The sequence below is a fragment of the Ramlibacter sp. genome, assembly GCF_035655895.1.
GTDB lineage: Bacteria > Pseudomonadota > Gammaproteobacteria > Burkholderiales > Burkholderiaceae_C > Ramlibacter.
This window is the reverse complement of sequence record NZ_DASRTN010000011.1, coordinates 57276-77969: the sequence shown is the minus strand read 5'-3', so window position 1 is coordinate 77969 and position 20694 is coordinate 57276. Positions and strand designations below refer to the sequence as shown.

Below are 20694 nucleotides of genomic sequence, written 5' to 3'. Positions count from 1 at the left end.
GGCCAAGCCTAAGCTGGGGTCCAACCGGAGATTTCGCCATGCGACTCGACAAACTCACCACCAAGTTCCAGGAGGCCCTGGGGGAGGCCCAGAGCCTCGCACTGGCCAACGACCACGCCTACATCGAACCCGAGCACCTCCTGGTGGCCATGCTGCGCCAGGAGGACGGACCGCGCGCCCTGCTCCAGCGGGCCGGCGTCAACATCCCCGGCCTGCTGGCCGCCGCCGAGACCGCGATGCACAAGCGTCCGCAGGTGCAGGGCCAGGAGCAGGTCCAGGTCGGACGCGAGCTCGTGCCGCTGCTGCAGGCCGCCGAGAAGGAGGGCCTCAAGCGTGGCGACGAATACATTGCCAGCGAACTGTTCCTGCTCGCACTGGCCGACAGCAAGCAGGACATCGGGCGCATCGCCCGCGAGAACGGCCTGTCGCGCAAGTCCTTCGAATCGGCGATCGACGCCGTGCGCGGGGGCCAGAGCGTGGACAGCGCCGAGGCAGAGGGCAAGCGCGAGGCGCTGAAGAAGTACTGCCTGGACCTCACCGAACGCGCCCGGCGCGGCAAGCTCGACCCGGTGATCGGCCGCGACGAGGAAATCCGCCGCGCCATCCAGGTCCTGCAGCGGCGTACCAAGAACAACCCGGTGCTGATCGGCGAGCCGGGTGTCGGCAAGACCGCCATCGTCGAAGGGCTGGCCCAGCGGATCGTTGCGGGCGAGGTGCCCGAGAGCCTGAAGAACAAGCGTGTGTTGTCGCTCGACATGGCTGCACTGCTGGCGGGAGCCAAGTACCGCGGCGAGTTCGAGGAGCGCCTGAAGAACGTGCTGACCGAGCTGGCCAAGGACGAGGGCCAGACCATCGTCTTCATCGACGAGCTGCACACCATGGTGGGCGCCGGCAAGGCCGAGGGCGCGATGGACGCGGGCAACATGCTCAAGCCGGCGCTGGCGCGTGGCGAGCTGCATTGCGTGGGCGCCACGACGCTGGACGAGTACCGCAAGTACATCGAGAAGGACGCCGCGCTCGAGCGCCGCTTCCAGAAGATCCTGGTGGGCGAGCCGACCGTCGAGGCGACCATTGCCATCCTGCGCGGCCTGCAGGAGAAGTACGAGGCGCACCATGGCGTCGACATCACCGACCCCGCCATCGTGGCGGCGGCCGAGCTCTCGCACCGCTACATCACCGACCGCTTCCTGCCGGACAAGGCGATCGACCTGATCGACGAGGCGGCCTCGAAGATCAAGATCGAGATCGACTCCAAGCCCGAGGCGATCGACCGGCTCGATCGCCGCATGATCCAGCTGCAGATCGAGCGCGAGGCGATGAAGAAGGAGACCGACGAGGCGTCCGCCAAGCGCCTGGGCCTGATCGAGGAAGAGATCGGCAAGCTGCGCAAGGAGATCGCCGACCTCGAGGACATCTGGAAGGCCGAGAAGGCCACGGCGCAGGGCAGCGCGCAGATCCGCGAGGAGATGGACCGGGTCAAGTTCCAGATCGAGGAGTTCAAGCGCAAGGCCGACTTCAACAAGGTCGCCGAATTGCAGTACGGCAAGCTGCCCGAACTGGAGCGCAAGCTCAAGGAGGCGCAGGATGCCGAAACCGGCAAGGCCAAGACCGGCAAGCCGCAGCTGCTGCGCACCCAGGTCGGCGCCGAGGAGATTGCCGAAGTGGTGGCGCGCGCCACCGGCATCCCGGTCTCCAAGCTGATGCAGGGCGAGCGCGAGAAGCTGCTGCAGATGGAAGACCGGCTGCACCAGCGCGTGGTGGGCCAGGACGAGGCGATCAGCGCGGTGGCCAACGCCATCCGGCGCTCGCGCTCGGGCCTGGCGGACCCGAACCGGCCGACCGGCTCGTTCCTGTTCCTGGGCCCCACCGGGGTCGGCAAGACCGAGCTGTGCAAGGCGCTGGCGACCTTCCTGTTCGACAGCGAAGAGCACCTGGTGCGCATCGACATGAGCGAGTTCATGGAGAAGCACTCGGTGGCCCGCCTGATCGGCGCGCCGCCCGGCTACGTGGGCTACGAGGAGGGCGGTTACCTGACCGAGGCCGTGCGGCGCAAGCCGTACAGCGTGATCCTGCTCGACGAGGTCGAGAAGGCCCACCACGACGTCTTCAACGTGCTGCTGCAGGTGCTCGACGACGGCCGACTCACCGACGGCCAGGGCCGCACCGTGGACTTCAAGAACACGGTGATCGTGATGACGAGCAACATCGGCTCGCACATGATCCAGGCGATGGTGGGCAAGCCGTACGAGGACGTGAAGGAAGCGGTCTGGGACGAGCTGAAGAACCACTTCCGACCCGAGTTCCTCAACCGGATCGACGAGACGGTCGTGTTCCATGCCCTGGACGCGAAGAACATCGCGCAGATCGCGCAGATCCAGCTGCGGGTGCTGGAGCAGCGGCTGGCCAAGATGGACCTGGCACTGCAGGTTTCGCCGGCCGCGCTGGAAGAACTGGCCAAGGTCGGCTTCGATCCGGTGTTCGGGGCGCGGCCGCTGAAGCGGGCGATCCAGCAGCGCATCGAGAATCCGCTGTCGCGGCTGATCCTCGAAGGCCGCTTCCCGCCCAAGAGCGTGATCCCGGTCGAGGTGGATCCGGTGCGCGAGCCCGGGGTGTTCCACTTCGGCGCCGTCCATCCGGCACCCGAAGAAGCGACTGCCTGATCCGGCCGGTCGCGTGCCAGGTGCGCAGCCGGGCAGCCGCCCGGCAGTCCCTGGGGAATGCCGGCGCCCGCGCGCCGGCAAGGCCGCGGCGCCGAGGCGGCCTCTTGCCCCGGGCGGCCAGGTCCGTGGGCGTCCCGGGCAGAATCGTCCATCAACCCCCTGAGGAGCGCGCGACCATGCCCATCGTCCTGACTTTCCTGCTCCGCCTGCTGCTGGTGGCCGCGGGCCTGGTGGTCGCCGCCGGCGCCCTCGTCGTGACCACGCTGTTGGCGGGCGTCTGGCTTGCGTGGGCCGGCTGGCACCGGCTGACCGGACGTCCGCTGCGTCCGTTCGCGGTGCGCTTCGGCCCACAGCCCGGCTTCGGGTGGCCCGCCCGGCGGCCCGAGGCCGCGGCGCGCGGGAGTGCGCGCGTCGGCCGCGGCGGTGACGTGACCGACGTGGAACCCAAGTGAGCTCCGGCGGCTTGGTGCCCGGCAGAGATCCGCAGATGTTCCCGGCCCTGGTCCTCGAGAAATCGCCCGATTTCAGCGCGTCGGTGCGCGCGGTGGACGACACGTTCCTGCCGGATGGCGACGTCACCGTGGCCATCGAATACTCGACGCTGAACTACAAGGACGCCCTGGCGATCACCAACCGCTCGCCGGTGGTTCGCAGCTGGCCCATGGTGGCGGGCATCGACGGCGCCGGCACCGTGCTCGAGAGCCGCTCGGTCGCATGGAAGCCGGGTGACCAGGTCGTCCTCAACGGCTTCGGCGTGGGCGAGATGCACAAGGGTTGCCTGGCTGGCAAGGCGCGGCTGCGTGGTGAGTGGCTGGTGCGCCGCCCCGCCGCGTTCGACGCCCGGCAGGCCATGGCGATCGGCACGGCCGGCTACACGGCGATGCTGTGCGTGCTGGCGCTCGAGCGGCATGGCCTGCGGGCGGGTGCTGGCGACGTGCTGGTGACCGGTGCGACGGGCGGCGTCGGTTCGGTTGCGGTGGCATTGCTCTCGCGCCTGGGCCACACGGTGGTGGCTGCCACGGGGAAGGCGGCCGAGGCCGACTACCTGCACGCGCTGGGCGCCAGCGCGGTGATCGACCGCGCCGAGCTCGCGGCGGCCGGAAAACCGTTGCAGAAGGAGCGCTGGGCAGGCGTGGTGGACGCGGTCGGCAGCCACACGCTCGCCAATGCCTGCGCCCAGACGCGCTACGGCGGTGCGGTGGCGGCCTGCGGGCTGGCCCAGGGCATGGACCTGCCGCTGACCGTCGCGCCGTTCATCCTGCGCGGCGTCAGCCTGCTCGGGATCGACAGCGTGATGGCGCCGATGCCGCTGCGCGAGCAGGCCTGGGAGCGGCTGGCACGCGACATCGAGCCGGGCCGGCTCGATGCGATGACCACCGAGATCGCGCTGGACGCCGCCGTCGAGCATGCGCAGCGCCTGATGGCTGGCCAGGTGCGCGGCCGGCTGGTGGTCCGCACCGGCGGCTGACCGCCGCGGTTGCGCCTGGTTGCACTGTCGGGATCTTCCCTGTCCGTCGCGCCCGGCTGGGCTGCGTTGTGGAGTCGGAACGCAAGGAAGTTCAGATGCTGGTGCGACACACTCCCATCCCCGCGGTTGAAGCGAAAGCCTTCGAGGCGGCGATCCGCGCCAGCGGTCGCGATCCCGCCGGCTTCAGGGCGCAGATGTACGAGGCGGTGGCGACCGTGGAGGGAGAACTGATGCGACGCGTCCACATCGTGTCGGCATGCGCGGCCGCCCAGTACGACGCCAGCACGGGCAGGGAGTGGACCGAGCACTTCGCGCGCCACCTGGCGCGCGGCTTCTTCGGCTGAGAACGCCTTCAGCGCCCCGAGGCGAGCGCACCGGACTTGGCCGCCAGCGCCTGCGGCGCCGCCGAGGTCTTGTACAGCACGGTCCCGATGGTCAGCATCGTGAATGCGGCGGTGGCCGCGATCAGTCCCCAGGGCCATGCGGCCGCCAGGCGAGAGGGGCGGGCGGCGCTGGCCGCCGCTTCGGCACGCTGCCTGGCGTGCCGGGCCTGCACCCACCGGTCGTAGCTGGCGCGCCGCTCGGGATGCGACAGCACGGCATAGGCCTCGTTGATGCGGGCCATCCGCTGCTGCGCGGCGGGGTCGTCGCCGCAACGATCGGGATGGTGCTTCTGCGCCGCACGGCGGTACGCGCTGCGCAGCGCATCGGCCGTGGCGTCGGGCGCGACGTGCAGGGTGTCGTAGTGGCTGGGCTCGAAGGTCGGCTTCATCGTTGTCGGCTGCACCGCTCGCGGTCCCACGGAAGCTCGTTGCGGCGCTCCTGAAAGTGTAGCTTCGAGAACGTCCGCGGCCAAGCGCCGCGGCGATCGGCGTGGCGCAGGGATGCGCTCCTACAACATCGCGTCTGCCGGCGCACCCCCGGGCACGGCGATTGCCCGAGATGCGGCATGCGACGTCCCTTCGAAATCAACGACCTCGATCTGCACCGCAAGGTGTCCCAACTCGACTGCACTGCTGGCGTGGAGTGCGCCGTCGGCACCGTGCGCGAAGTCGATCGCGAGAACGACAGCCACCGCTCGTCCGTCTGGCTGTTCCCCCTGGATGGCGGGGCGCCCCGCCGCATGACGAACGGACCCTGGCAGGAGTCAAACGCGCGCTGGGCGCCCGCAGGGCGGTGCATCGCGTTCGTGTCGCCGCGCTCGGGATCGATGCAGGCGCACCTCCTGCCGGCCGACGGCGGCGAGGCGCGCGCCTGCGGCGAACTGAAGGGCGTCTCGTCGCTGCGCTGGAGTCCGGACGGCACGAGCCTGCTCGTGACCGCTGCCGTGCCGGTCGATCCGGACCGCAAAGGAGGCCGGGGGGCGCCCGAGCCCACCGAAGGGCCGCAGGTCAAGGTGGAGGTCGCCTGGAAGCTGCCCTACAAGACGGATGGGATGGGGTACATGCTGGGACGCGAGGTGCATCTGTTCCGGCTGGACGTGGCCACCGGTGAGCATCGCCAGCTCACCGACGGCAACTTCGACGTGTTCGGCTTCGACGCCTCCCCGGATGGGCAGCGGATCGCGTTCTGCCGCACGCGCGAGGGCCGCTTCGCGCACCGCACCGACCTCTGGGTGTGCGACGCCGATGGCAGTGGCGCGCGCCGGCTGACCGAGAGCCTGGCCACCGTGTTGCAGCCCGTGTGGTCGCCCGATGGGCGCTGGATCGCCTTCGCCGGGGCGCGGGAGGAGGGGGATGCGCAATCGTCGCTCTACCTGCTCGATGCCCGCGGCGGCGAGTTGCGCCAGCTCGGCGACGAGGATCTGGAGATCGCCGACCCGGGCTCGCTGCACTGGTCCGCGGACGGTGCGCGGCTGGTGTTCACCCGCGCCCGCGCCGGATGCCACGAGGTCTGCAGCATCGGTGCGGACGGCCGCGGCCTGGAGGTGCTGCTCGGTGGCGAGCGTCAGCTCGGCGCCTTCGCCACCAATGGCGCCCGGCTGGCGTTCAGCATCGAGCATCCCTCCCTGCCCAGCGAGGTGTGGACCGCCGATGCGCAGGGCCGCGGCGAGCGGCAGGTCAGCCGCCTCAACCCCTGGTGGGACGAGCGGGTGGCGGTGGCGGCCGAGCGCCGCAGCTTCCAGGTGCCCGACGGCCGCGGCGGCGAGGAGACGATCCACGGATGGCTGATCCGCGCGAAGGGGGCGACGGGACCCGGACCTTTGCTCGACGATGCCCACGGCGGCCCCGCCGCCTATGCGCTGCTCGACTTCGACACCAATGTGTTCTGGCAGGTGCTCTGCTCGCGCGGATGGTCGGTGCTGGCGCTGAACGCGGTCGGTTCGGCCAGCCAGGGTCGCGAGTTCTGCCGGCGCCTGACGGGACGCTGGGGCGAACTGGACCTGCCGCAGCACCAGGCAGCCATCGCGCAGTTGCAGCAGGATGGCGTGTGCGACGACCGCCTAGCGATTTCCGGCAAGTCCTATGGCGGCTTCTTCAGCGCCTGGGCCGTCGGCCACACGGCGATGTTCCGCGCGGCCGTGGTGATGGCGCCGGTGGGCAACCTCGAGACGCACTACGGCACCTCCGACGGCGGCTACTACGCCGATCCGTTCTACCTGGGCAGCTCTCCCCACTTCGACCGCAAGAAGGCCCGGGAGCTGTCGCCCTTGCAGCACATCGAGAAGTCGACCACGCCGGTGCTGTTCATGCACGGCAAGGAGGACGAGCGCTGCCCGCGCTGCCAGTCCGAGGAGATGTTCGTGAGCCTCATGCGTGCCGGCGACACGCCCGCCGAACTGGTCGTCTATCCGGGCGCGGACCACCACTTCCTGGACCAGGGCGCGCCGACCTGCCGGCGCGACGCGGCCCGGCGCATCGTGGCCTGGGTGGAGCGGTGGTGCGGGCCGGACCGGGCGGGCAAGTCGGTGACGGGCCAACCTGCAGCCCAGGAGGCAATGTAGGACAAGGACCACAATTGTCGCGCTAGCCGTCCGCAGCTGTAACAAACCTCTAAGATCGCGCTCCCGAAGGGAACGCCGATGAAGAGTTGCTGGGCCGGGTTGTTGGCCGTTTGTTGTCTGTGGACCGTCGCCGCGCGTGCCGAGGGGCAGCAGGTGGCCTCGGCGGTGGAGCTGGCGGATCTGAGCCTGGAGCAGTTGAGCGCGCTCGAGGTCACCTCCGTGTCGGGCCGCTCCGAAAGCCTGCAGCAGGCGGCGGCTTCCGTCTACGTCATCACCGGGCAGGAGATCCGCCGCTCGGGTGCGCAGTCGCTGCCGCAGGCCCTGCGGCTGGCGCCCAACCTGCAGGTGGCGCAGACCAGCGCCGGCCAGTGGGCCATCAGCGCGCGCGGCTTCAACGATTCGATCTCCAACAAGCTGCTGGTGCTGATCGATGGACGCACGATCTACTCCAGCCTGTTCGCCGGCGTGTTCTGGGATGCGAACGACGTCGTGCTGGAGGACGTCGACCGCATCGAGGTCATTTCCGGACCGGGCGGCACGTTGTGGGGCGCGAACGCGGTCAACGGGGTCATCAACGTCGTCACCCGCCGTGCACGCGAGACCGAGGGCGTGCTCGTGTCCGTCACGCGGTCGGGCGCCGGCGGGCGTGAAGTGGCACGCTGGGGCACGGCCCTGGGCGAGAACGGCAGCATGCGGCTGTACCTGCTCGCGCAGGACCGTGGCAACACGGTCCTGCCCAGCGGGGCCGCCCGCGCGGACGAGAGCCGGCGCGACCAGGGCGGTTTCCGTTCGGACTGGAACTGGGGCGTGTCGTCGCTCACCCTGCAGGGCGACCTCTACCAGGGGGGCGAGCAGCCCGCGAACAACTTCGCCCCGGTGCTGCGCGGCGGCAACCTGCTGGGCCGCTGGAGCAGCACCTTCGCCGACGGCTCCGCGTACAAGGTCCAGGCGTCGTACGACGATGTGGCGCGTGACGACGTGACGCTGTTCCGCACCAAGGCGCGCACCACCGACCTGCAGTTCTCGCACGAAGCGAAGGTTCCGGTCGGCCAGCTGTTGTGGGGTGCCGGCCACCGCGAGACCCGCGACGAGAACCAGCCCACCGCCTCCATCCTGTTCGCCCCGGCTGCACGCACCCTCGGCTGGTCCCACCTGTTCGCGCAATACCAGCGGGCATGGGCCGGCAAGCTGCAGTTGACCGCAGGCACCAAGCTCGAACGCAACAGCTACACCGGGCTGGAGTTCCTGCCGAGCCTGCGGGCAGCCTGGTTCCACACGCCGACGTCCACCACCTGGGCGTCGGTCTCGCGCGCGGTGCGGGCGCCATCCCGGATCGACCGCGACTTCTTCCTGCCGGGGCGGCCGCCGTTCGTGATCGCGGGCGGGCCGAACTTCCGATCCGAGGTCGCCCATGTCTACGAGCTCGGGCACCGGGCGCAGGTCGGCAGCGACTTCAGCTGGTCGGCCACCTTGTTCCGCCAGCAGTTCTCCGGCCTTCGTGCCGGCGTGCCCGGCCAACTCCCGGCCACCGTGGAGAACCTGGTCGAGGGTCCGATCGACGGGCTGGAGGGCTGGGCCCAGTGGCAGGCGACCCGGCACTGGCGCCTGATGGCCGGATACCTGAACTTGCGACAGGACCTGCGCTATGCCCGCGGGCTCAGTCCCGAGACGTCGTCGTTCCCGGGACTGGGCAACGATCCGCACACGCAGTGGTCGCTGCGCTCCAGCCACAACCTGGGCCGCCATGGCGAACTGGACCTGCTGCTGCGCCGCGTGGGCGATCTGCGGGATCCGCAGGTCCCCGGCTACACGGCCGTCGACGCCCAGTTCGCGCTGCAGCTCACGCGGGCCATGCGGATCGCCGTGATCGGGCAGAACCTGTTCGACCCGGGCCATGTCGAATTCAACGCCCCGGCGTCCGCCAGCGTGATCCAGCGACGCCTGATGCTGCGGGTCACCTGGGAGCAGTAGGCCGCCATGGACCGGGCCCCGCAGCCCCCACGATGCTGGCCGGCGGTGCTGCTGCTGGTCGGCTGGCTGCTGGCCGGCTGGCCGGTCGCAGGCGCCCAGGAGCCGGTCCCGGCACGCGAGAGCGCCGTCAAGGCCGCATTCCTCTACAAGTTCGCCGGGTTCGTCGACTGGCCGTCCGGCACCTTCGAACGTCCGGACGCCCCGCTCGTGATCGGCGTGCTGGGCAACGACGCCGTGGCCGCCGACCTGGAGCAGATCGTTGCCGGCCGGACAGTGGAGGGGCGGTCGATCGCCGTGCGCCGGTTGCGCGAACCGGGAGAGGCCGGCCCGTTGCACGTGGTCCTGGTCGGTGCCGGCCGCGAGGGCCGCGTGCGCGAGACGGCCGGCGCGATCGAGGGGCCGGTGCTGGTCGTGACCGAGCAGGAGAACGGCTTGCGCCTGGGCGGCATCCTCAACTTCGTCGCCGAGGGCGGCCGGGTGCGCTTTGCCGCATCGCTGCCGGCTGCCGAAGCGCGCGGGCTGCGCCTGAGCGCGCGGCTGCTCGCGGTCGCCCAGACAGTCGAGCGTGCACGATGAAGCTGCTGCAGACCCGTTCCATCCGCAGCAAGCTGCACGCGATCCTGGCGGCCACGACGCTGACGGCGTTGCTGGTGGCGGCGTCGGCGCTGCTGTTCGTCGAGTTGCGCCGGGAGCTGGACGACACCCGCGACGACCTGGCCACGCAGGCCGATGTGATTGCGCTGGCCAGTTCGCCGGCCCTGACCTTCGGCGACCCGCACGTGGCCGCCGAGAACCTGGCGGTGCTGCGCGCCCGCCGCAACGTCACCGCGGCGGCGCTCTACGACGCCACGGGCGGGCTGTTCGCCACCTACGAGGCCGAGCCGGGTCGCGTCGAGTTCCCCCCGAAGGCGCTGGCGCCGGGCGTGACCGTCAAGGGCGACTGGGCCGTGGCCTGGCGCCCGGTGCTGGCCAACCGCGAGCAGGTGGGCACGGTGTACGTGCAGATGCAGCACGACCGGGTGCAGGCGGCCTTCGCGACCATCGGCATGCTCGTGCTGGTCATGGGGGGCAGCCTGGTGGCCGCGCTGCTGCTGTCCAACCGGCTGCAGCGCGCACTCACCGGCCCGATTCTCGACGTCAGCGAAGTGGCCCGCAAGATCCTGCGCGGCGAGACTGCGGACCTGCGTGCCCGCAAGGTGAGTGAGGACGAGGTGGGCGACCTGGTGGACGCCTTCAACGCCATGCTCGACGAACTCGGGCGGCGGGCGCGCACGCTCGAGGCGGCCAACCAGGCGCTGCGCATGAGCGAGGCGCGCTACCAGCTGGCGGTGCGCGGCTCCAGCGCCGGGCTGTGGGACTGGGACATGCCCGCCGGCACCATGTTCTATTCGCCGCGCTTCAAGGGGCTGCTGGGGTATGCCCAGGACGACTTCCCGGACGTGCCGGGGTCCATCGAGAAGGTGCTGCATCCGGACGATCGCGGCCTCGTCCACGACGGACTGCGCGCGCACCTGCGGCACGGCCAGCCGTTCCAGGTCGAGTGCCGGCTGCGTGACAGCAGCGGTCGCTGGCGCTGGTTCTTCGTAGCGGGAGCGGCACTGCGGGATCCGGCGGGGCAGGCCTTCCGGATGGCGGGCTCGGTGGTCGAGGTGACCGAGCGCAAGGAGGCCGAACGCGTGCTGCAGGATGCCAACCGCGCCAAGGACGAATTCATCGCCACCCTGGCGCACGAGCTGCGCAATCCGCTCGCGCCGATCCGCACCGGGCTCGAGATCCTGAAGAAGGACAAGGCCAACGGGCCGCTCTCCGACCGGACGCGCGCGACGATGGAGCGGCAGCTGACGCACATGATCCGGCTGATCGACGACCTGCTGGACATCTCGCGGATCAACAGCGGCAAGATCCGGCTGGAGATCGCGCGCATTCCCCTGCGCCCGGTGGTGGACAGCGCCCTCGAGATCAGCCGGCCGGCAGTCGCGGCTGCGGGGCACAGCCTGGACGTGGACGTGCCCGAGGACGACATCCACGTGATGGGCGATCCCACGCGCCTCGCGCAGGCGCTGGGCAACCTGCTGAACAACGCGGCCAAGTACACGCCTGCGGGCGGGCGGATCGCGCTGCGCCTGCGCCGCGAGGGCGCCTGGGCGGCGATCGAGGTGGAGGACAACGGCGAGGGCATCCCGCCCGACATGCTGGAGTCCATCTTCTCGCTCTTCGCCCAGGTGCGCAGCAGCATGGACCGTGCCCAGGGCGGCCTGGGGATCGGCTTGTACCTGGTCCGCAGCCTGGTGGCCCTGCATGGCGGCACGGTCGCCGCCCGCAGTCCGGGGCCTGGCCGCGGCAGCGTCTTCACCATGCGCCTGCCGTGCCTGCCGAGCGGCGCCTTGGCGCTCACAGAACCACCTGCGGCTGGGGCAGCCGAGGCACCCAGCGGCCTGAAGGTGCTGCTGGTGGACGACAACGTCGATGCCGCCGAGACACTGGGCCAGGTCCTGGAAATGGCCGACTGCCAGGTGCGCCTCGTGCACGACGGCACGCAGGTGCTGGCAGCGGCCCGCGAGTTCCGGCCCGACGTCGCGCTGCTGGACATCGGCCTGCCGGGCCTGAACGGCTACGAGGTCGCCGCCTTGTTGCGCCGCGAGCCGCAGTTCGCGGGGATGCGGATCATTGCCATCACCGGCTGGGGTGCCGAGCAGGACCGGCGGCGCGCGCAGGAGGCCGGCTTCGACCACCACCTGACCAAGCCGGTGGACTTCTCGGCGCTCGAGCCGCTGCTGCGGCGCGCTTTGCCGCCCGGCGAGACCTCGCCCGCTCGGTGACCGGGTCCGGCGGCTGCGGCGGCGCGCACTGCCAGGCGTGCCGCGCGCAGCGGCGGTGTGCTCAGTCCGGCGACACCAGCGCCGCGAGCCGGTCGAGAAACGGCCGTTGCGCGTCGAGCAGCTTGGCCTGCGCCAGGTCCAGGTCGAACCAGGCGACGCGGTCCACCTCCGCAAACCGTTGCCGCCGCCCGGACCTGGGCGGCCACTCCAGCTCGAATTCGTTGGAGCGCAGCATCGCCGGGTCGAAGTCGCCCTCGAGGGCCCAGCCGAGCACGCGCTTGCCGCCGCGCTGGCGCACCTCGCCCAGTGGCTGCACCTCGCCTTGCGGTGCCATGCCGGTCTCCTCGGCGAATTCGCGGCGCGCGGCCGCCAGCGCGTCCTCGTCCGGCTGCACCTCGCCCTTGGGCAGGGTCCAGGCGCCGTCGTCGCGCCGTGCCCAGAACGGCCCGCCCGGGTGGGCCAGCAGCACCTGGAGGCCACCCGGGCCGCGCCGGTACAGCAGCAGGCCGGCGCTCGTCATGACGCGCTCCCGCCATCCGGGGAACGCCGGCGGGCCTGGAAAGCGCGGGGCGGCTGCCCCATCGCCGCCTTGAACATCGCGCTGAACGCGCTCTCGCTCGCATAGCCCGTCGCGGCGGCCACGCGGCCGACCGGCAGTCCCTGGGCCAGCAGCGGCAGCGCGTGGGCGAGCACCGCCTGCTGGCGCCACTGCTGGTAGCCGGTGCCCAGTTCGGCCTGGAACAGGCGCGCCATCGTGCGCTCGCTGGCACCGACGTCGGCCGCCCAGCCGGCCAGGCTGGCCCGCTGGCCCGGCGAGCGCAGCACCGCTTCGCACAGCGCGCGCAGCCGCTTGTCGCCGCCGGGTGGCGGCAGCGGCACGCCCAGCGGCTGCGCCGCCGCATGGCGCAATTCCTCCAGCACGACCTGCACCAGCAGGCGTTCGCGGGCCCGGGACGCTGCCGCCTCGTCGAGCGCGCCGACCAGCTCCCGCAGCAGCGGCGAGACGACGATCACGCGGCAGCCCTCCCAACCTGCCGGCGTGACGCCGGCGTGCAGGTACAGGGTGCGGAACTCCGCGCGCTCGAGTACGTGGACCGCGTGGCGCGCACCCGGCGCGATCCAGACCGCGCGCGACGGCGGGACGATGTAGGTGACTTCGTCCGCGTGGCCGGTGCGATCGAACGCGGTGACCTGCAGCACGCCGCTCGCGCAGTAGGCCAGCTGCGCCCAGGCATGGCGGTGCGGCTCGAAATGGGCGTCGGCCGGCAGGTGCCGGGTGCGCAGGCGCACCGCGCGCCCGGGGGTGGGCTCGAAACTGCCGGTGTCGCCCACCGGCAGGTGCAGTCGGGCGGGGCGGTGCGGCATGGCGTCGATTTTGGCCGGAAATCGACGGAAGCTGGCGTTCCGTCGCAATCCGGCATGGCTAGCATTGCCGCATGCAGACCGCCACCGCCACGCTGTCCCCCAACCTGCGGCAGGAGGCCGGCGTCATCGGGCTGGTCGGCCTGGCGCACCTCATCAGCCATTTCAGCCAGTTGCTGCTGGCGCCGCTGTTCCCCTGGCTGAAGGAGGCGTTCGGCGTGGGCTACACCGAGCTGGGCTTCCTGATGACGATCTTCTTCGTCACGTCGTGTGCGGTGCAGACCGCATCGGGCTTCCTGGTCGACCGGCACGGTCCGCGCCCGGTGCTGTTCGGCGGACTGGCCCTGGTCGGCCTGGCCGCGTTCGGCTTCGCCGCGAGCACCAGCTACTGGATGATGGCCGCCTTCTCCCTGGTCGCAGGCGTGGGCAATGGCGTGTTCCACCCGGTCGACTACACGCTCCTGAACCGCAAGATCAGCGCGGCCCGGCTCGGACACGCCTACAGCGTCCACGGCATCACCGGCAGCCTCGGATGGGCGCTCGCACCGGCGCTGGTGGTGCCGATCGCCATGGCGGCGTCGTGGCGCGCGGCGCTCGCCACTGCCGGCGGCCTCGCCTGGCTGGTGCTGCTGGTGCTCTGGCTGCAGCGCGATCGGCTGGCCTTGCCGCGCAGCGCCCCCAAGGTCGCCGACAGCCCGACCGCCAGCGGGCCGGCGCTGGACTTCCTGCGGATCCCGGCGGTCTGGATGTGTTTCGCCTTCTTCTTCGTCTACGCCATGGTGCTGAGCGTGGTGCAGGCGTTCGCCCCCGAAGCCGCCCGGCACCTGCACGACGTGCCGGTGGCGCTGGCCGCGATGTGCCTGACGGTCTACATGGTCTGCAGCGCCGGGGGCATGGTGCTGGGCGGGTTCCTCGCGAAGGATCCGAGCCGCTGCGAGCGCATCGTGGGCCTGGCGTTCGGCGGCGCCGCCGTCGTGGCCCTGGTGATCGGGCTGGCGCCGGTGCCGGCCGCCTCGGTCCCGTTCCTGTTCGGGGTGATGGGATTCGCCAGCGGGCTCTCGGGCCCGTCGCGCGATCTCCTAGTCAAGCGGTCCACGCCCGAACACGCCACCGGCCGGGTGTACGGCGTCGTGTACTCGGGGCTGGACATCGGGCAGGCGTTCGCGCCGCTGGTGTTCGGCCGGCTGATGGACCACGGCCAGTACACCGGCGTGTGGATCGGGCTGGTGATCACCCAGTTGCTGCTGATCACGAGCGCCTTCAACGTGCGGCGCGCCCGCCGCACCGGCCTGTCTCCCGCCTGACCCGCAGGCCCGGCGCGGCGCGCCGGCCGCCGCGTCACGGTTATCCTTGCGGCCCATGTACGCGCCGTATTTCGGGTTGTCGCAGGAGCCGTTCTCGATCGCGCCGGATCCGCGCTACCTGTTCATGAGCGAGCGCCACCGCGAGGCGCTCGCCCACCTGCTGTACGGCCTCGGGGCCGGCGGCGGCTTCGTGCTGCTGACCGGCGAGATCGGCACCGGCAAGACCACGGTGTGCCGCTGCTTCCTGGACCAGATCCCGGACAGCTGCAACGTCGCCTACATCTTCAATCCGAAGCTCACCGCCACCGAGCTGCTGCAGTCGGTCTGCGACGAGTTCCGCATCGCCGTGCCGCCGCACGAAGGTGGTCCGCGCACGGTCAAGGACTACCTCGATCCGCTCAACGCGTTCCTGCTCGATGCGCACGCGCGCGGCCGCAACAGCGTGCTCATCATCGACGAGGCGCAGAACCTGTCCGAGGACGTGCTGGAGCAGCTTCGCCTGCTGACCAACCTGGAGACCAACGAGCGCAAGCTGCTGCAGATCATCCTGATCGGCCAGCCGGAGCTGCGCTCGGTGCTAGCCCGCCCCGGCCTGGAGCAGCTGGCCCAGCGCGTGATCGCGCGCTACCACCTGGACGCCCTCAGCCGACAGGAGACAGGGCAGTACGTGCGCCACCGCCTGGAGGTCGCCGGCCTGGCGCGCGCGCTGCCGTTCGAGCGCCGGGCACTGGACCGGGTGCACCGGCTCACCAGGGGCGTGCCACGGCGCATCAACCTGCTGTGCGACCGCGCACTGCTGGGGGCCTTCGCACGCAGCGAAGCCGCGGTCACGCCACGGATCATCGACCAGGCCGCGCGCGAGGTGTTCCCGCGGCCGGCGACGAGCGCTGGGGCACGGCCTGCCGCGCGCCCGGCCTTCATGCTGGCCCTGGGCGTGGTCGCGGGTGGCGCGCTGGTGCAGGCGGGCAACCGCTGGCTGGATGCGCGACCGGGCCCGTCCCCGCGGGTCGCCGCCGCGTCGGGTTCGGCGTCGATGGTTCCAGGGCCGCGCGCGCCGGTCGTGGCGTCGCCGGGTTCGCCGGCGGCGTCGAGTGCCACGACTGCGATCGCGTCCGCTGCATCCGCTGCCGCGGCCCGTTCCGCGCCGCCAGCCGCTTCGGCCGCTTCGGCGGCACCGCCGCCAGCCGCCGCGTCCAGTGCCGTCGCCGCTGCCAGCGCCGCCGGTGCCGCCAGCATGCCGGCATCGCCGGTCTCCGCCGCGTCCGCGCTGCCGGCCGCAACCGCGCCGCTGGCGTCGTCGAGCGCGCCGGCCACGCTGCTGCGCGACGAGCGACAGGCCTGGCGCGAGCTGGCCCGTGCCTGGAAGGTCGAGGTGGGGCCGGGCGAGCCCTGCAAGGCGCTGGCGCAGGAATCCCTGCAGTGCTTCTCGCGGATCCTGTCGCTGTCGCTGATCCGCCAGCTCGATCGGCCCGGCATCGTCACGCTGGACCGCGAGCGCGGAACGCCTTCCTACGCGCTGCTCGTCTCGCTCGGCGACAAGTCGGCCACGCTGGAGTCCGGGGGCAGCCGCCAGACGGTGACGCTGGCCGCGCTGGCTTCGCGCTGGAACGGCGAGTGGTCCTCCCTGTGGCGCGCGCCACCGGGCCTCGACCGGCAGGCGCCGGAGCGCGAGACGCCGGAGCTCGTGCGCTGGGTGGGAGAGCAGCTCGGGCCGGTGCCGGCCGCAAGCCCCGACGCGCCGCGGCCTCCTGCGCTGGCCGTGCGGATCCGCAATTTCCAGTTGTCCCAGGGACTGCCCGTCGACGGGCTGCTCGGGCCGCTGACGTTCATGCAACTCAACCGCACTGCGGGCGTTGACGAGCCGCGCCTGCGCGCGTCTCCCTGACATGTCCTACATCCTCGACGCCCTGCGCAAGGCCGACGCACAGCGGGAGCGCAGCCGCGCACCCGGACTGCATGCGCACACGGCCCCCGCCGAAGCGGATGATGCGCGCCGCGACCTGCTGCGCTCACCCCTGGTCTGGGGGCTGGTCGCGGCGGGCCTGGCCTCGCTGGTGGCGGTCGGATGGACGCTGCGCGGCTCCGCACCGCCGGCGGCGCCGGCCCCGGTCCCGCAAGCGGCACCGGCCAGCATTCCCGGCGCCGGTGCGCCCTCCGGGGCGGGAACGGTGCCCCAGGCCGCCGCACCGGTGCCCGCGCCGGCCATCGAGCCGCCACCGCCTGCGCCGGTCGCGCGTGCCGAGCCCCGGGAGCCGGCCACGGGCACGCTGCCGGGTCCACAGGCGCGCCGGTCGACGCCGGTCGCGGCGGCCACGGGGCAGGGGGGGGCGTCGGCAAGCGGTCAGCGCCAGGCGAGCCCGGCGGCCCCGGGCGCGACCACGGGCAGCACAGCCTCCGCGGCCGCAGCCACGGGCGTCGGCCAGCCTGGTGCCGCCGCCCCCGCCGGCGCGCCGGCCCTCGCCATCACGGGGGGCGTCTACTCGCAGGCCGCCGCGCAGCGCATGCTGATCGTCAACGGCCAGGTCGTGGGCGAGGGTGCCGAGGCAGCGCCCGGGGTGCGGATCGAGCAGATCCGCCCGCAGCAGGCGGTGCTGAGCTGGCAGGGCCAGCGCTGGACGGTGCGCTACTGAGCGCGTTCAGTGAACGGGCGGCTGGAACACCGACCAGTGCCCGTCGCGGAACAGGTACAGCGCCGACGACACGCGCATGCGCGAGGCGGCTGCATAGATGGCGGCGGCGCTGAACCTCAGGGCTGCCACGGCGTCCGGATCCCGTGCAGGGGCGTAGAGCAGCCCGCCGCGCTGCGGCACCGCGACCACCAGGCCACCCGGATGCCGCGCCTCCAGGCCTTGCCAGAAAGGTCGGTCGAGCATGTAGCTGCTGTTCAGGTCGTCGGCCCGCCCCAGCACCTGGGTCAGCCCGGCCTGCCAGGGCCGCGTGGTCGGCTCGCCGTAGACGCGGCGCAGGTTGGAGACGGCGAGCTGCACCGCCTGTTCCGGCTCCAGGCGCAGCCGGTCGAGATCCTCGGGCGACGCACTCTGCAATTGGGTGCTGCTGTCAAACACCAGCCGGATGTGCATGTCGCCGACGTAGCGGAACCAGCTCGTCTCCAGCTCGACTTCGCTGCCGTCGGGCAGCTGCGCGCGCAGCGTGCCGTAGGGCTGAAGCACCTCTTCGGACTGGTTGACGCCCGCCGACTCGCGCAGCACGGCGATGAGGTTCGACGCGCGCGTGTCGAAGGCATCCTGCGGCAGACCCTGGGCCAGCGCGGCGCCCGCGGTCGTGAGAAGCGCGAGGCCGGCTGCGGCCCAGGCGCGTGCGTTCATGGGAGTCCCTTTCCTGTGTGCAGCTCATCGTGCACGCGCGCCCGGGACGCATCAATCGCTGTTACACGCGCTGTGGCCGCTCGGCCGCAATGCTGCGGCATGTAAACGGTTACCGAACTTGCGCGGTTGGGGATGCGTGTAAGCGAGCTCGTCCATAGCATCCGAGACTCTTCAACACACCACTGACGAGGCACGGAAATGGCACTGCAGTCCCCCTTCTTCAACAGCAACAAGCGTGACGACACCACGGTGCGCCCGAACACCCCCAATGGCGCCGCGCTGTCCGCCGCCGCCACCGCGCCGGTCGCGCCCGTCGCCGCGGCTGCTGCTCCCATCCAGGAAGGCGAAGCCAAGCTGACCGTCGGCCCGAACATCAAGCTCAAGGGCGTCGAGATCACCGACTGCGACACGCTCGTGGTCGAGGGCTCGGTCGAGGCCACGATGGACTCGCGCATGATCCAGATCTCCGAGCGCGGCTCGTTCAAGGGCTCCGCCGAGATCGACGTGGCCGAGATCCGCGGCTCGTTCGACGGCAACCTGACCGTGCGCCAGAAGCTGGTGATCTACTCGACCGGCAAGGTCACCGGCCGCATCCGCTACGGCAAGGTCGTGATCGAAGAAGGCGGCCAGCTGTCCGGCGAGATCGAGTTCGGTGCCTCCGCCTCTGCCGCCACCAGCGCCGCGCGGCCGGCCGTCGCCAAGCTGCAGGTCGCCTGAGCGGCATCTCGCGGGCAGCACGCAAGGTGCTGTCCCCGTCGGCGCGGCGCTAGACCGCGCTGCGGTGGCGGGCGATGCAGGTGTCCAGCACCTCGGACGCATCGCGCTGCCACCAGTTCCCGGTGGAGAAGATCTCCACCTCGCTGTAGCCGGCGAACCCCTGGCTCTCGACCCAGCCGCGGATGCGCGGGATGTCGATGACGCCGTCGCCCATCATCCCCCGATCGTTGAGCAGGTCCTGCGTCGGCGTGAGCCAGTCGCAGACGTGGAACGCCAGCAGGCGTTCGCGTCCGGCGCGTTCGATCTGCGCCTGCAGCTTGGGATCCCACCACACGTGGTACACGTCCACCGCCACGCCCAGTGCGCCGGAGCGCGACGGATCCAGCTCGTCGCACAAGTCCAGCGCCTGCTCCATCGTGTTCACGCAGGCACGGTCCGCTGCGTACATCGGATGCAGCGGCTCGATGGCCAGCGGCATCTGCACGCTGCGGGCGTAGTCGAGCAGGCGGCCGATGCCGTCGCGCACCTGGGTGCGGGCCAGCCCGATGTCCTTGTGCGCCGCCCGGCCGCCGAGCGCCCCCGGCAGCGCGCCCACCACCAGCACCAGGCAGGTGGCGCCGAGCTCGCGCGCCTCGTCCACCGCGCGCCGGTTGTCGTCGTGCGCCGCTTCCAGTCCGGCCGCATCCACGGCCGGGAACATGCCGCCGCGGCAGTAGCCGGACAACGCCAGGCCGTGCGAGCGGACGAGGCGCGCGACGTTGCCGAGTCCTGCGGCGGCCACCTGGTCGCGCCACGGCGAGACCGCCCGCACGCCGCGCTGCGCGCACAGGTCGAGGATGGCGGGCAGCGGCAGATCCGCGCCGCGGCTCTTGCGCAAGGTGGCCGTGTTGATCGACAGCCAGCGATGGTCCTGCGAGAAGTCGCGCATGGCGGTCACTCCACGCCGTGCAGGGCCAGCAGCGTCTGCATGCGCCGGACCGCCAGCTCGGGCTGCTCCAGCAGGTTGGCCGCGTCCGCCAGCCGGAACAGCTCGGCGAAGTGCACCAGGCTGCGCGCGCTCTGTTGGCCGCCGACCATGGCGAAATGCTTCTGGTGGCCGTTGAGCCAGGCCATGAACACCACGCCGGTCTTGTAGAAGCGGGTCGGCGCCGCGAAGATGTGGCGCGACAACGGCACGGTCGGGCCGAGGATCGTGTGGAAGCGCTCCACGTTGCCCTGGGCCAGTTCGCCCAGCGCGGCGCTGGCCGCCGGGGCGATCGCGTCGAAGATGCCCAGCAGCGCGTCGCTGCGGCCGTGCGTCGGCTCGCTGCCGAAGCCGTCGCCGGCGATCAGCTCGGCATAGTTGAAGTCGTCGCCGGTGTACATGCGCACGCCAGCCGGCAGGCGGCGGCGCATCGCGATCTCCTTGTCCTTGTCGAGCAGGGAGATCTTGATGCCGTCCACCTTGGACGCATGCGCCGCGATGACGCCCAGCGCCGTGTCCATCGCCTGGTCGGCCCGGGCGCTGCCCCAGTAGCCCGCCAGCGCCGGATCGAACATCTCGCCCAGCCAGTGCAGGACCACCGGCTGCCTGGCCTGCGTGAGGATGCGGTCGTACACCCGCTCGTAGTCCGCCGGGCCGCTGGCCACGCGTGCCAGCGCGCGGCTGGCCATGATGATCAGCTTGCCGCCGAGCTTTTCGATCGCGGCCATCTGCTCCTCGTAGGCGCGGATCACGTCGTCGACGCTGCGCGCGTTCTCGGGTGCGAGGTGGTCGGTGCCGCAGCCGCTGGCCACGAGCGCGCCGGGCGTGCCGGCGGCGGCCTCGAGCGAGCGGCGGATCAGCTCCAGCGACGTCGGCCAGTCCAGGCCCATGCCACGCTGGGCGGTGTCCATCGCCTCGGCGACGCCCAGGCCGAGCGACCAGAGGTGGCGCCGGTAGGCGATGGTGGCGTCCCAGTCGATCGCCGACTGCAGCCAGGGATCGATGGCGGCGCGCGGGTCGGCCACCACGTGGGCGGCCGAGTACGCGATCCGGTTGAAGGCGACGCCCGCAGCGGGCCGCACCGGCGTCGTCCCCCGCAGGGCATAGGGCGCCAGCGTGCCGCCGGCGGCGGGAAGGGTGACGGTCAGGGCCATCGGCG

General features: G+C 71.6%; 18 protein-coding genes. 12 read left to right on the top strand and 6 right to left on the bottom strand.

The annotated features are described in order from the left end of the window. Positions 1-38 precede the first annotated feature (38 nt). The 4 genes from clpB to VFE82_RS12730 all read left to right on the top strand — a co-directional run bounded on the left by clpB (position 39) and on the right by VFE82_RS12730 (position 4472). Positions 39-2660 carry an ATP-dependent chaperone ClpB gene (clpB, locus tag VFE82_RS12745; RefSeq protein WP_325000693.1) on the top strand — a complete coding sequence of 874 codons (2622 nt, stop codon included), beginning with the start codon at positions 39-41 and terminating at the stop codon, positions 2658-2660. Positions 2661-2836: 176 nt separating this feature from the next. Beyond that, positions 2837-3112 carry a hypothetical protein gene (locus tag VFE82_RS12740; protein WP_325000692.1) on the top strand — a complete coding sequence of 92 codons (276 nt, stop codon included), beginning with the start codon at positions 2837-2839 and terminating at the stop codon, positions 3110-3112. Between the two features lie 35 nt (positions 3113-3147). Then, a complete protein-coding gene (locus VFE82_RS12735; RefSeq protein WP_325000691.1) occupies positions 3148-4128 on the top strand; it encodes an MDR family oxidoreductase in 981 nt (326 codons plus the stop codon). 95 nt (positions 4129-4223) lie between these two features. After that, entirely contained in the window at positions 4224-4472 is a 249-nt protein-coding gene (locus tag VFE82_RS12730; RefSeq protein ID WP_325000690.1) for a hypothetical protein, read from the top strand. Between the two features lie 8 nt (positions 4473-4480). Here VFE82_RS12730 and VFE82_RS12725 read toward each other — a convergent pair whose 3' ends face one another. After that, positions 4481-4900, bottom strand: coding sequence for a J domain-containing protein (locus VFE82_RS12725; RefSeq protein ID WP_325000689.1), 420 nt, complete (start codon positions 4898-4900; stop codon positions 4481-4483). 177 nt (positions 4901-5077) lie between these two features. On the opposite strand from VFE82_RS12725, the gene VFE82_RS12720 reads away from it, so the two are divergent. The 4 genes from VFE82_RS12720 to VFE82_RS12705 all read left to right on the top strand — a co-directional run bounded on the left by VFE82_RS12720 (position 5078) and on the right by VFE82_RS12705 (position 11862). Then, positions 5078-7072 carry a S9 family peptidase gene (locus tag VFE82_RS12720; protein ID WP_325000688.1) on the top strand — a complete coding sequence of 665 codons (1995 nt, stop codon included), beginning with the start codon at positions 5078-5080 and terminating at the stop codon, positions 7070-7072. Between the two features lie 78 nt (positions 7073-7150). Further along, positions 7151-9043: a TonB-dependent receptor plug domain-containing protein gene (locus tag VFE82_RS12715; RefSeq protein WP_325000687.1), complete on the top strand. Its 1893-nt coding sequence runs from the start codon at positions 7151-7153 to the stop codon at positions 9041-9043. A gap of 6 nt (positions 9044-9049) precedes the next feature. After that, positions 9050-9619, top strand: a complete 570-nt coding sequence (locus VFE82_RS12710) for a YfiR family protein (protein WP_325000686.1) — start codon at positions 9050-9052, stop codon at positions 9617-9619. Then, positions 9616-11862, top strand: coding sequence for an ATP-binding protein (locus VFE82_RS12705; RefSeq protein WP_325000685.1), 2247 nt, complete (start codon positions 9616-9618; stop codon positions 11860-11862). Before VFE82_RS12710 ends, VFE82_RS12705 begins: the two co-directional genes overlap by 4 nt. Before the next feature lie 61 nt (positions 11863-11923). On the opposite strand, the gene VFE82_RS12700 is transcribed toward VFE82_RS12705, so the two are convergent. Further along, on the bottom strand, positions 11924-12382 hold the full coding sequence (locus VFE82_RS12700) for an NUDIX domain-containing protein (protein ID WP_325000684.1): 459 nt from the start codon (positions 12380-12382) through the stop codon (positions 11924-11926). After that, positions 12379-13227 (bottom strand): helix-turn-helix transcriptional regulator, encoded by an 849-nt coding sequence (locus tag VFE82_RS12695; protein ID WP_325000683.1) that lies wholly within the window; start codon positions 13225-13227, stop codon positions 12379-12381. The genes VFE82_RS12700 and VFE82_RS12695 overlap by 4 nt, the downstream gene beginning before the upstream one ends. 71 nt (positions 13228-13298) lie before the next feature. Between VFE82_RS12695 and VFE82_RS12690 the strand changes: the two genes are divergently transcribed. Genes VFE82_RS12690 through VFE82_RS12680 form a run of 3 tightly spaced genes read left to right on the top strand, consistent with a single transcriptional unit; the run spans position 13299 to position 17158 of the window. Next, positions 13299-14528 carry an MFS transporter gene (locus VFE82_RS12690; RefSeq protein WP_325000682.1) on the top strand — a complete coding sequence of 410 codons (1230 nt, stop codon included), beginning with the start codon at positions 13299-13301 and terminating at the stop codon, positions 14526-14528. Between the two features lie 55 nt (positions 14529-14583). After that, on the top strand, positions 14584-16413 hold the full coding sequence (locus VFE82_RS12685) for an AAA family ATPase (protein WP_325000681.1): 1830 nt from the start codon (positions 14584-14586) through the stop codon (positions 16411-16413). A 1-nt stretch (position 16414) separates the two neighbouring features. Beyond that, positions 16415-17158 (top strand): general secretion pathway protein GspB, encoded by a 744-nt coding sequence (locus VFE82_RS12680; protein WP_325000680.1) that lies wholly within the window; start codon positions 16415-16417, stop codon positions 17156-17158. A 6-nt stretch (positions 17159-17164) separates the two neighbouring features. Here VFE82_RS12680 and VFE82_RS12675 read toward each other — a convergent pair whose 3' ends face one another. Then, entirely contained in the window at positions 17165-17854 is a 690-nt protein-coding gene (locus VFE82_RS12675; protein ID WP_325000679.1) for a hypothetical protein, read from the bottom strand. 198 nt (positions 17855-18052) lie between these two features. Between VFE82_RS12675 and VFE82_RS12670 the strand changes: the two genes are divergently transcribed. Further along, on the top strand, positions 18053-18571 hold the full coding sequence (locus tag VFE82_RS12670) for a polymer-forming cytoskeletal protein (protein WP_325000678.1): 519 nt from the start codon (positions 18053-18055) through the stop codon (positions 18569-18571). A 49-nt stretch (positions 18572-18620) separates the two neighbouring features. Here the strand turns inward: VFE82_RS12670 and VFE82_RS12665 are convergent, their stop codons facing one another. Both VFE82_RS12665 and VFE82_RS12660 read right to left on the bottom strand, forming a co-directional pair. After that, positions 18621-19499: a sugar phosphate isomerase/epimerase family protein gene (locus VFE82_RS12665; protein WP_325000677.1), complete on the bottom strand. Its 879-nt coding sequence runs from the start codon at positions 19497-19499 to the stop codon at positions 18621-18623. A 5-nt stretch (positions 19500-19504) separates the two neighbouring features. Beyond that, complete coding sequence (locus VFE82_RS12660; protein ID WP_325000676.1) at positions 19505-20689, bottom strand: dihydrodipicolinate synthase family protein; 1185 nt, start codon at positions 20687-20689, stop codon at positions 19505-19507. Between the last annotated feature and the right edge of the window lie 5 nt (positions 20690-20694).

What these genes read in the sequence shown, in the direction of transcription:
- VFE82_RS12675 (WP_325000679.1), bottom strand. Translation starts at nt 17,854, where the DNA reads ATGAACGCACGCGCCTGGGCCGCAGCCGGCCTCGCGCTTCTCACGACC.
- clpB (WP_325000693.1), top strand. Translation starts at nt 39, where the DNA reads ATGCGACTCGACAAACTCACCACCAAGTTCCAGGAGGCCCTGGGGGAG.
- VFE82_RS12660 (WP_325000676.1), bottom strand. Translation starts at nt 20,689, where the DNA reads ATGGCCCTGACCGTCACCCTTCCCGCCGCCGGCGGCACGCTGGCGCCC.
- VFE82_RS12665 (WP_325000677.1), bottom strand. Translation starts at nt 19,499, where the DNA reads ATGCGCGACTTCTCGCAGGACCATCGCTGGCTGTCGATCAACACGGCC.
- VFE82_RS12685 (WP_325000681.1), top strand. Translation starts at nt 14,584, where the DNA reads ATGTACGCGCCGTATTTCGGGTTGTCGCAGGAGCCGTTCTCGATCGCG.
- VFE82_RS12705 (WP_325000685.1), top strand. Translation starts at nt 9,616, where the DNA reads ATGAAGCTGCTGCAGACCCGTTCCATCCGCAGCAAGCTGCACGCGATC.
- VFE82_RS12740 (WP_325000692.1), top strand. Translation starts at nt 2,837, where the DNA reads ATGCCCATCGTCCTGACTTTCCTGCTCCGCCTGCTGCTGGTGGCCGCG.
- VFE82_RS12735 (WP_325000691.1), top strand. Translation starts at nt 3,148, where the DNA reads ATGTTCCCGGCCCTGGTCCTCGAGAAATCGCCCGATTTCAGCGCGTCG.
- VFE82_RS12690 (WP_325000682.1), top strand. Translation starts at nt 13,299, where the DNA reads ATGCAGACCGCCACCGCCACGCTGTCCCCCAACCTGCGGCAGGAGGCC.
- VFE82_RS12725 (WP_325000689.1), bottom strand. Translation starts at nt 4,900, where the DNA reads ATGAAGCCGACCTTCGAGCCCAGCCACTACGACACCCTGCACGTCGCG.
- VFE82_RS12710 (WP_325000686.1), top strand. Translation starts at nt 9,050, where the DNA reads ATGGACCGGGCCCCGCAGCCCCCACGATGCTGGCCGGCGGTGCTGCTG.
- VFE82_RS12680 (WP_325000680.1), top strand. Translation starts at nt 16,415, where the DNA reads ATGTCCTACATCCTCGACGCCCTGCGCAAGGCCGACGCACAGCGGGAG.
- VFE82_RS12720 (WP_325000688.1), top strand. Translation starts at nt 5,078, where the DNA reads ATGCGACGTCCCTTCGAAATCAACGACCTCGATCTGCACCGCAAGGTG.
- VFE82_RS12715 (WP_325000687.1), top strand. Translation starts at nt 7,151, where the DNA reads ATGAAGAGTTGCTGGGCCGGGTTGTTGGCCGTTTGTTGTCTGTGGACC.
- VFE82_RS12695 (WP_325000683.1), bottom strand. Translation starts at nt 13,227, where the DNA reads ATGCCGCACCGCCCCGCCCGACTGCACCTGCCGGTGGGCGACACCGGC.
- VFE82_RS12670 (WP_325000678.1), top strand. Translation starts at nt 18,053, where the DNA reads ATGGCACTGCAGTCCCCCTTCTTCAACAGCAACAAGCGTGACGACACC.
- VFE82_RS12700 (WP_325000684.1), bottom strand. Translation starts at nt 12,382, where the DNA reads ATGACGAGCGCCGGCCTGCTGCTGTACCGGCGCGGCCCGGGTGGCCTC.
- VFE82_RS12730 (WP_325000690.1), top strand. Translation starts at nt 4,224, where the DNA reads ATGCTGGTGCGACACACTCCCATCCCCGCGGTTGAAGCGAAAGCCTTC.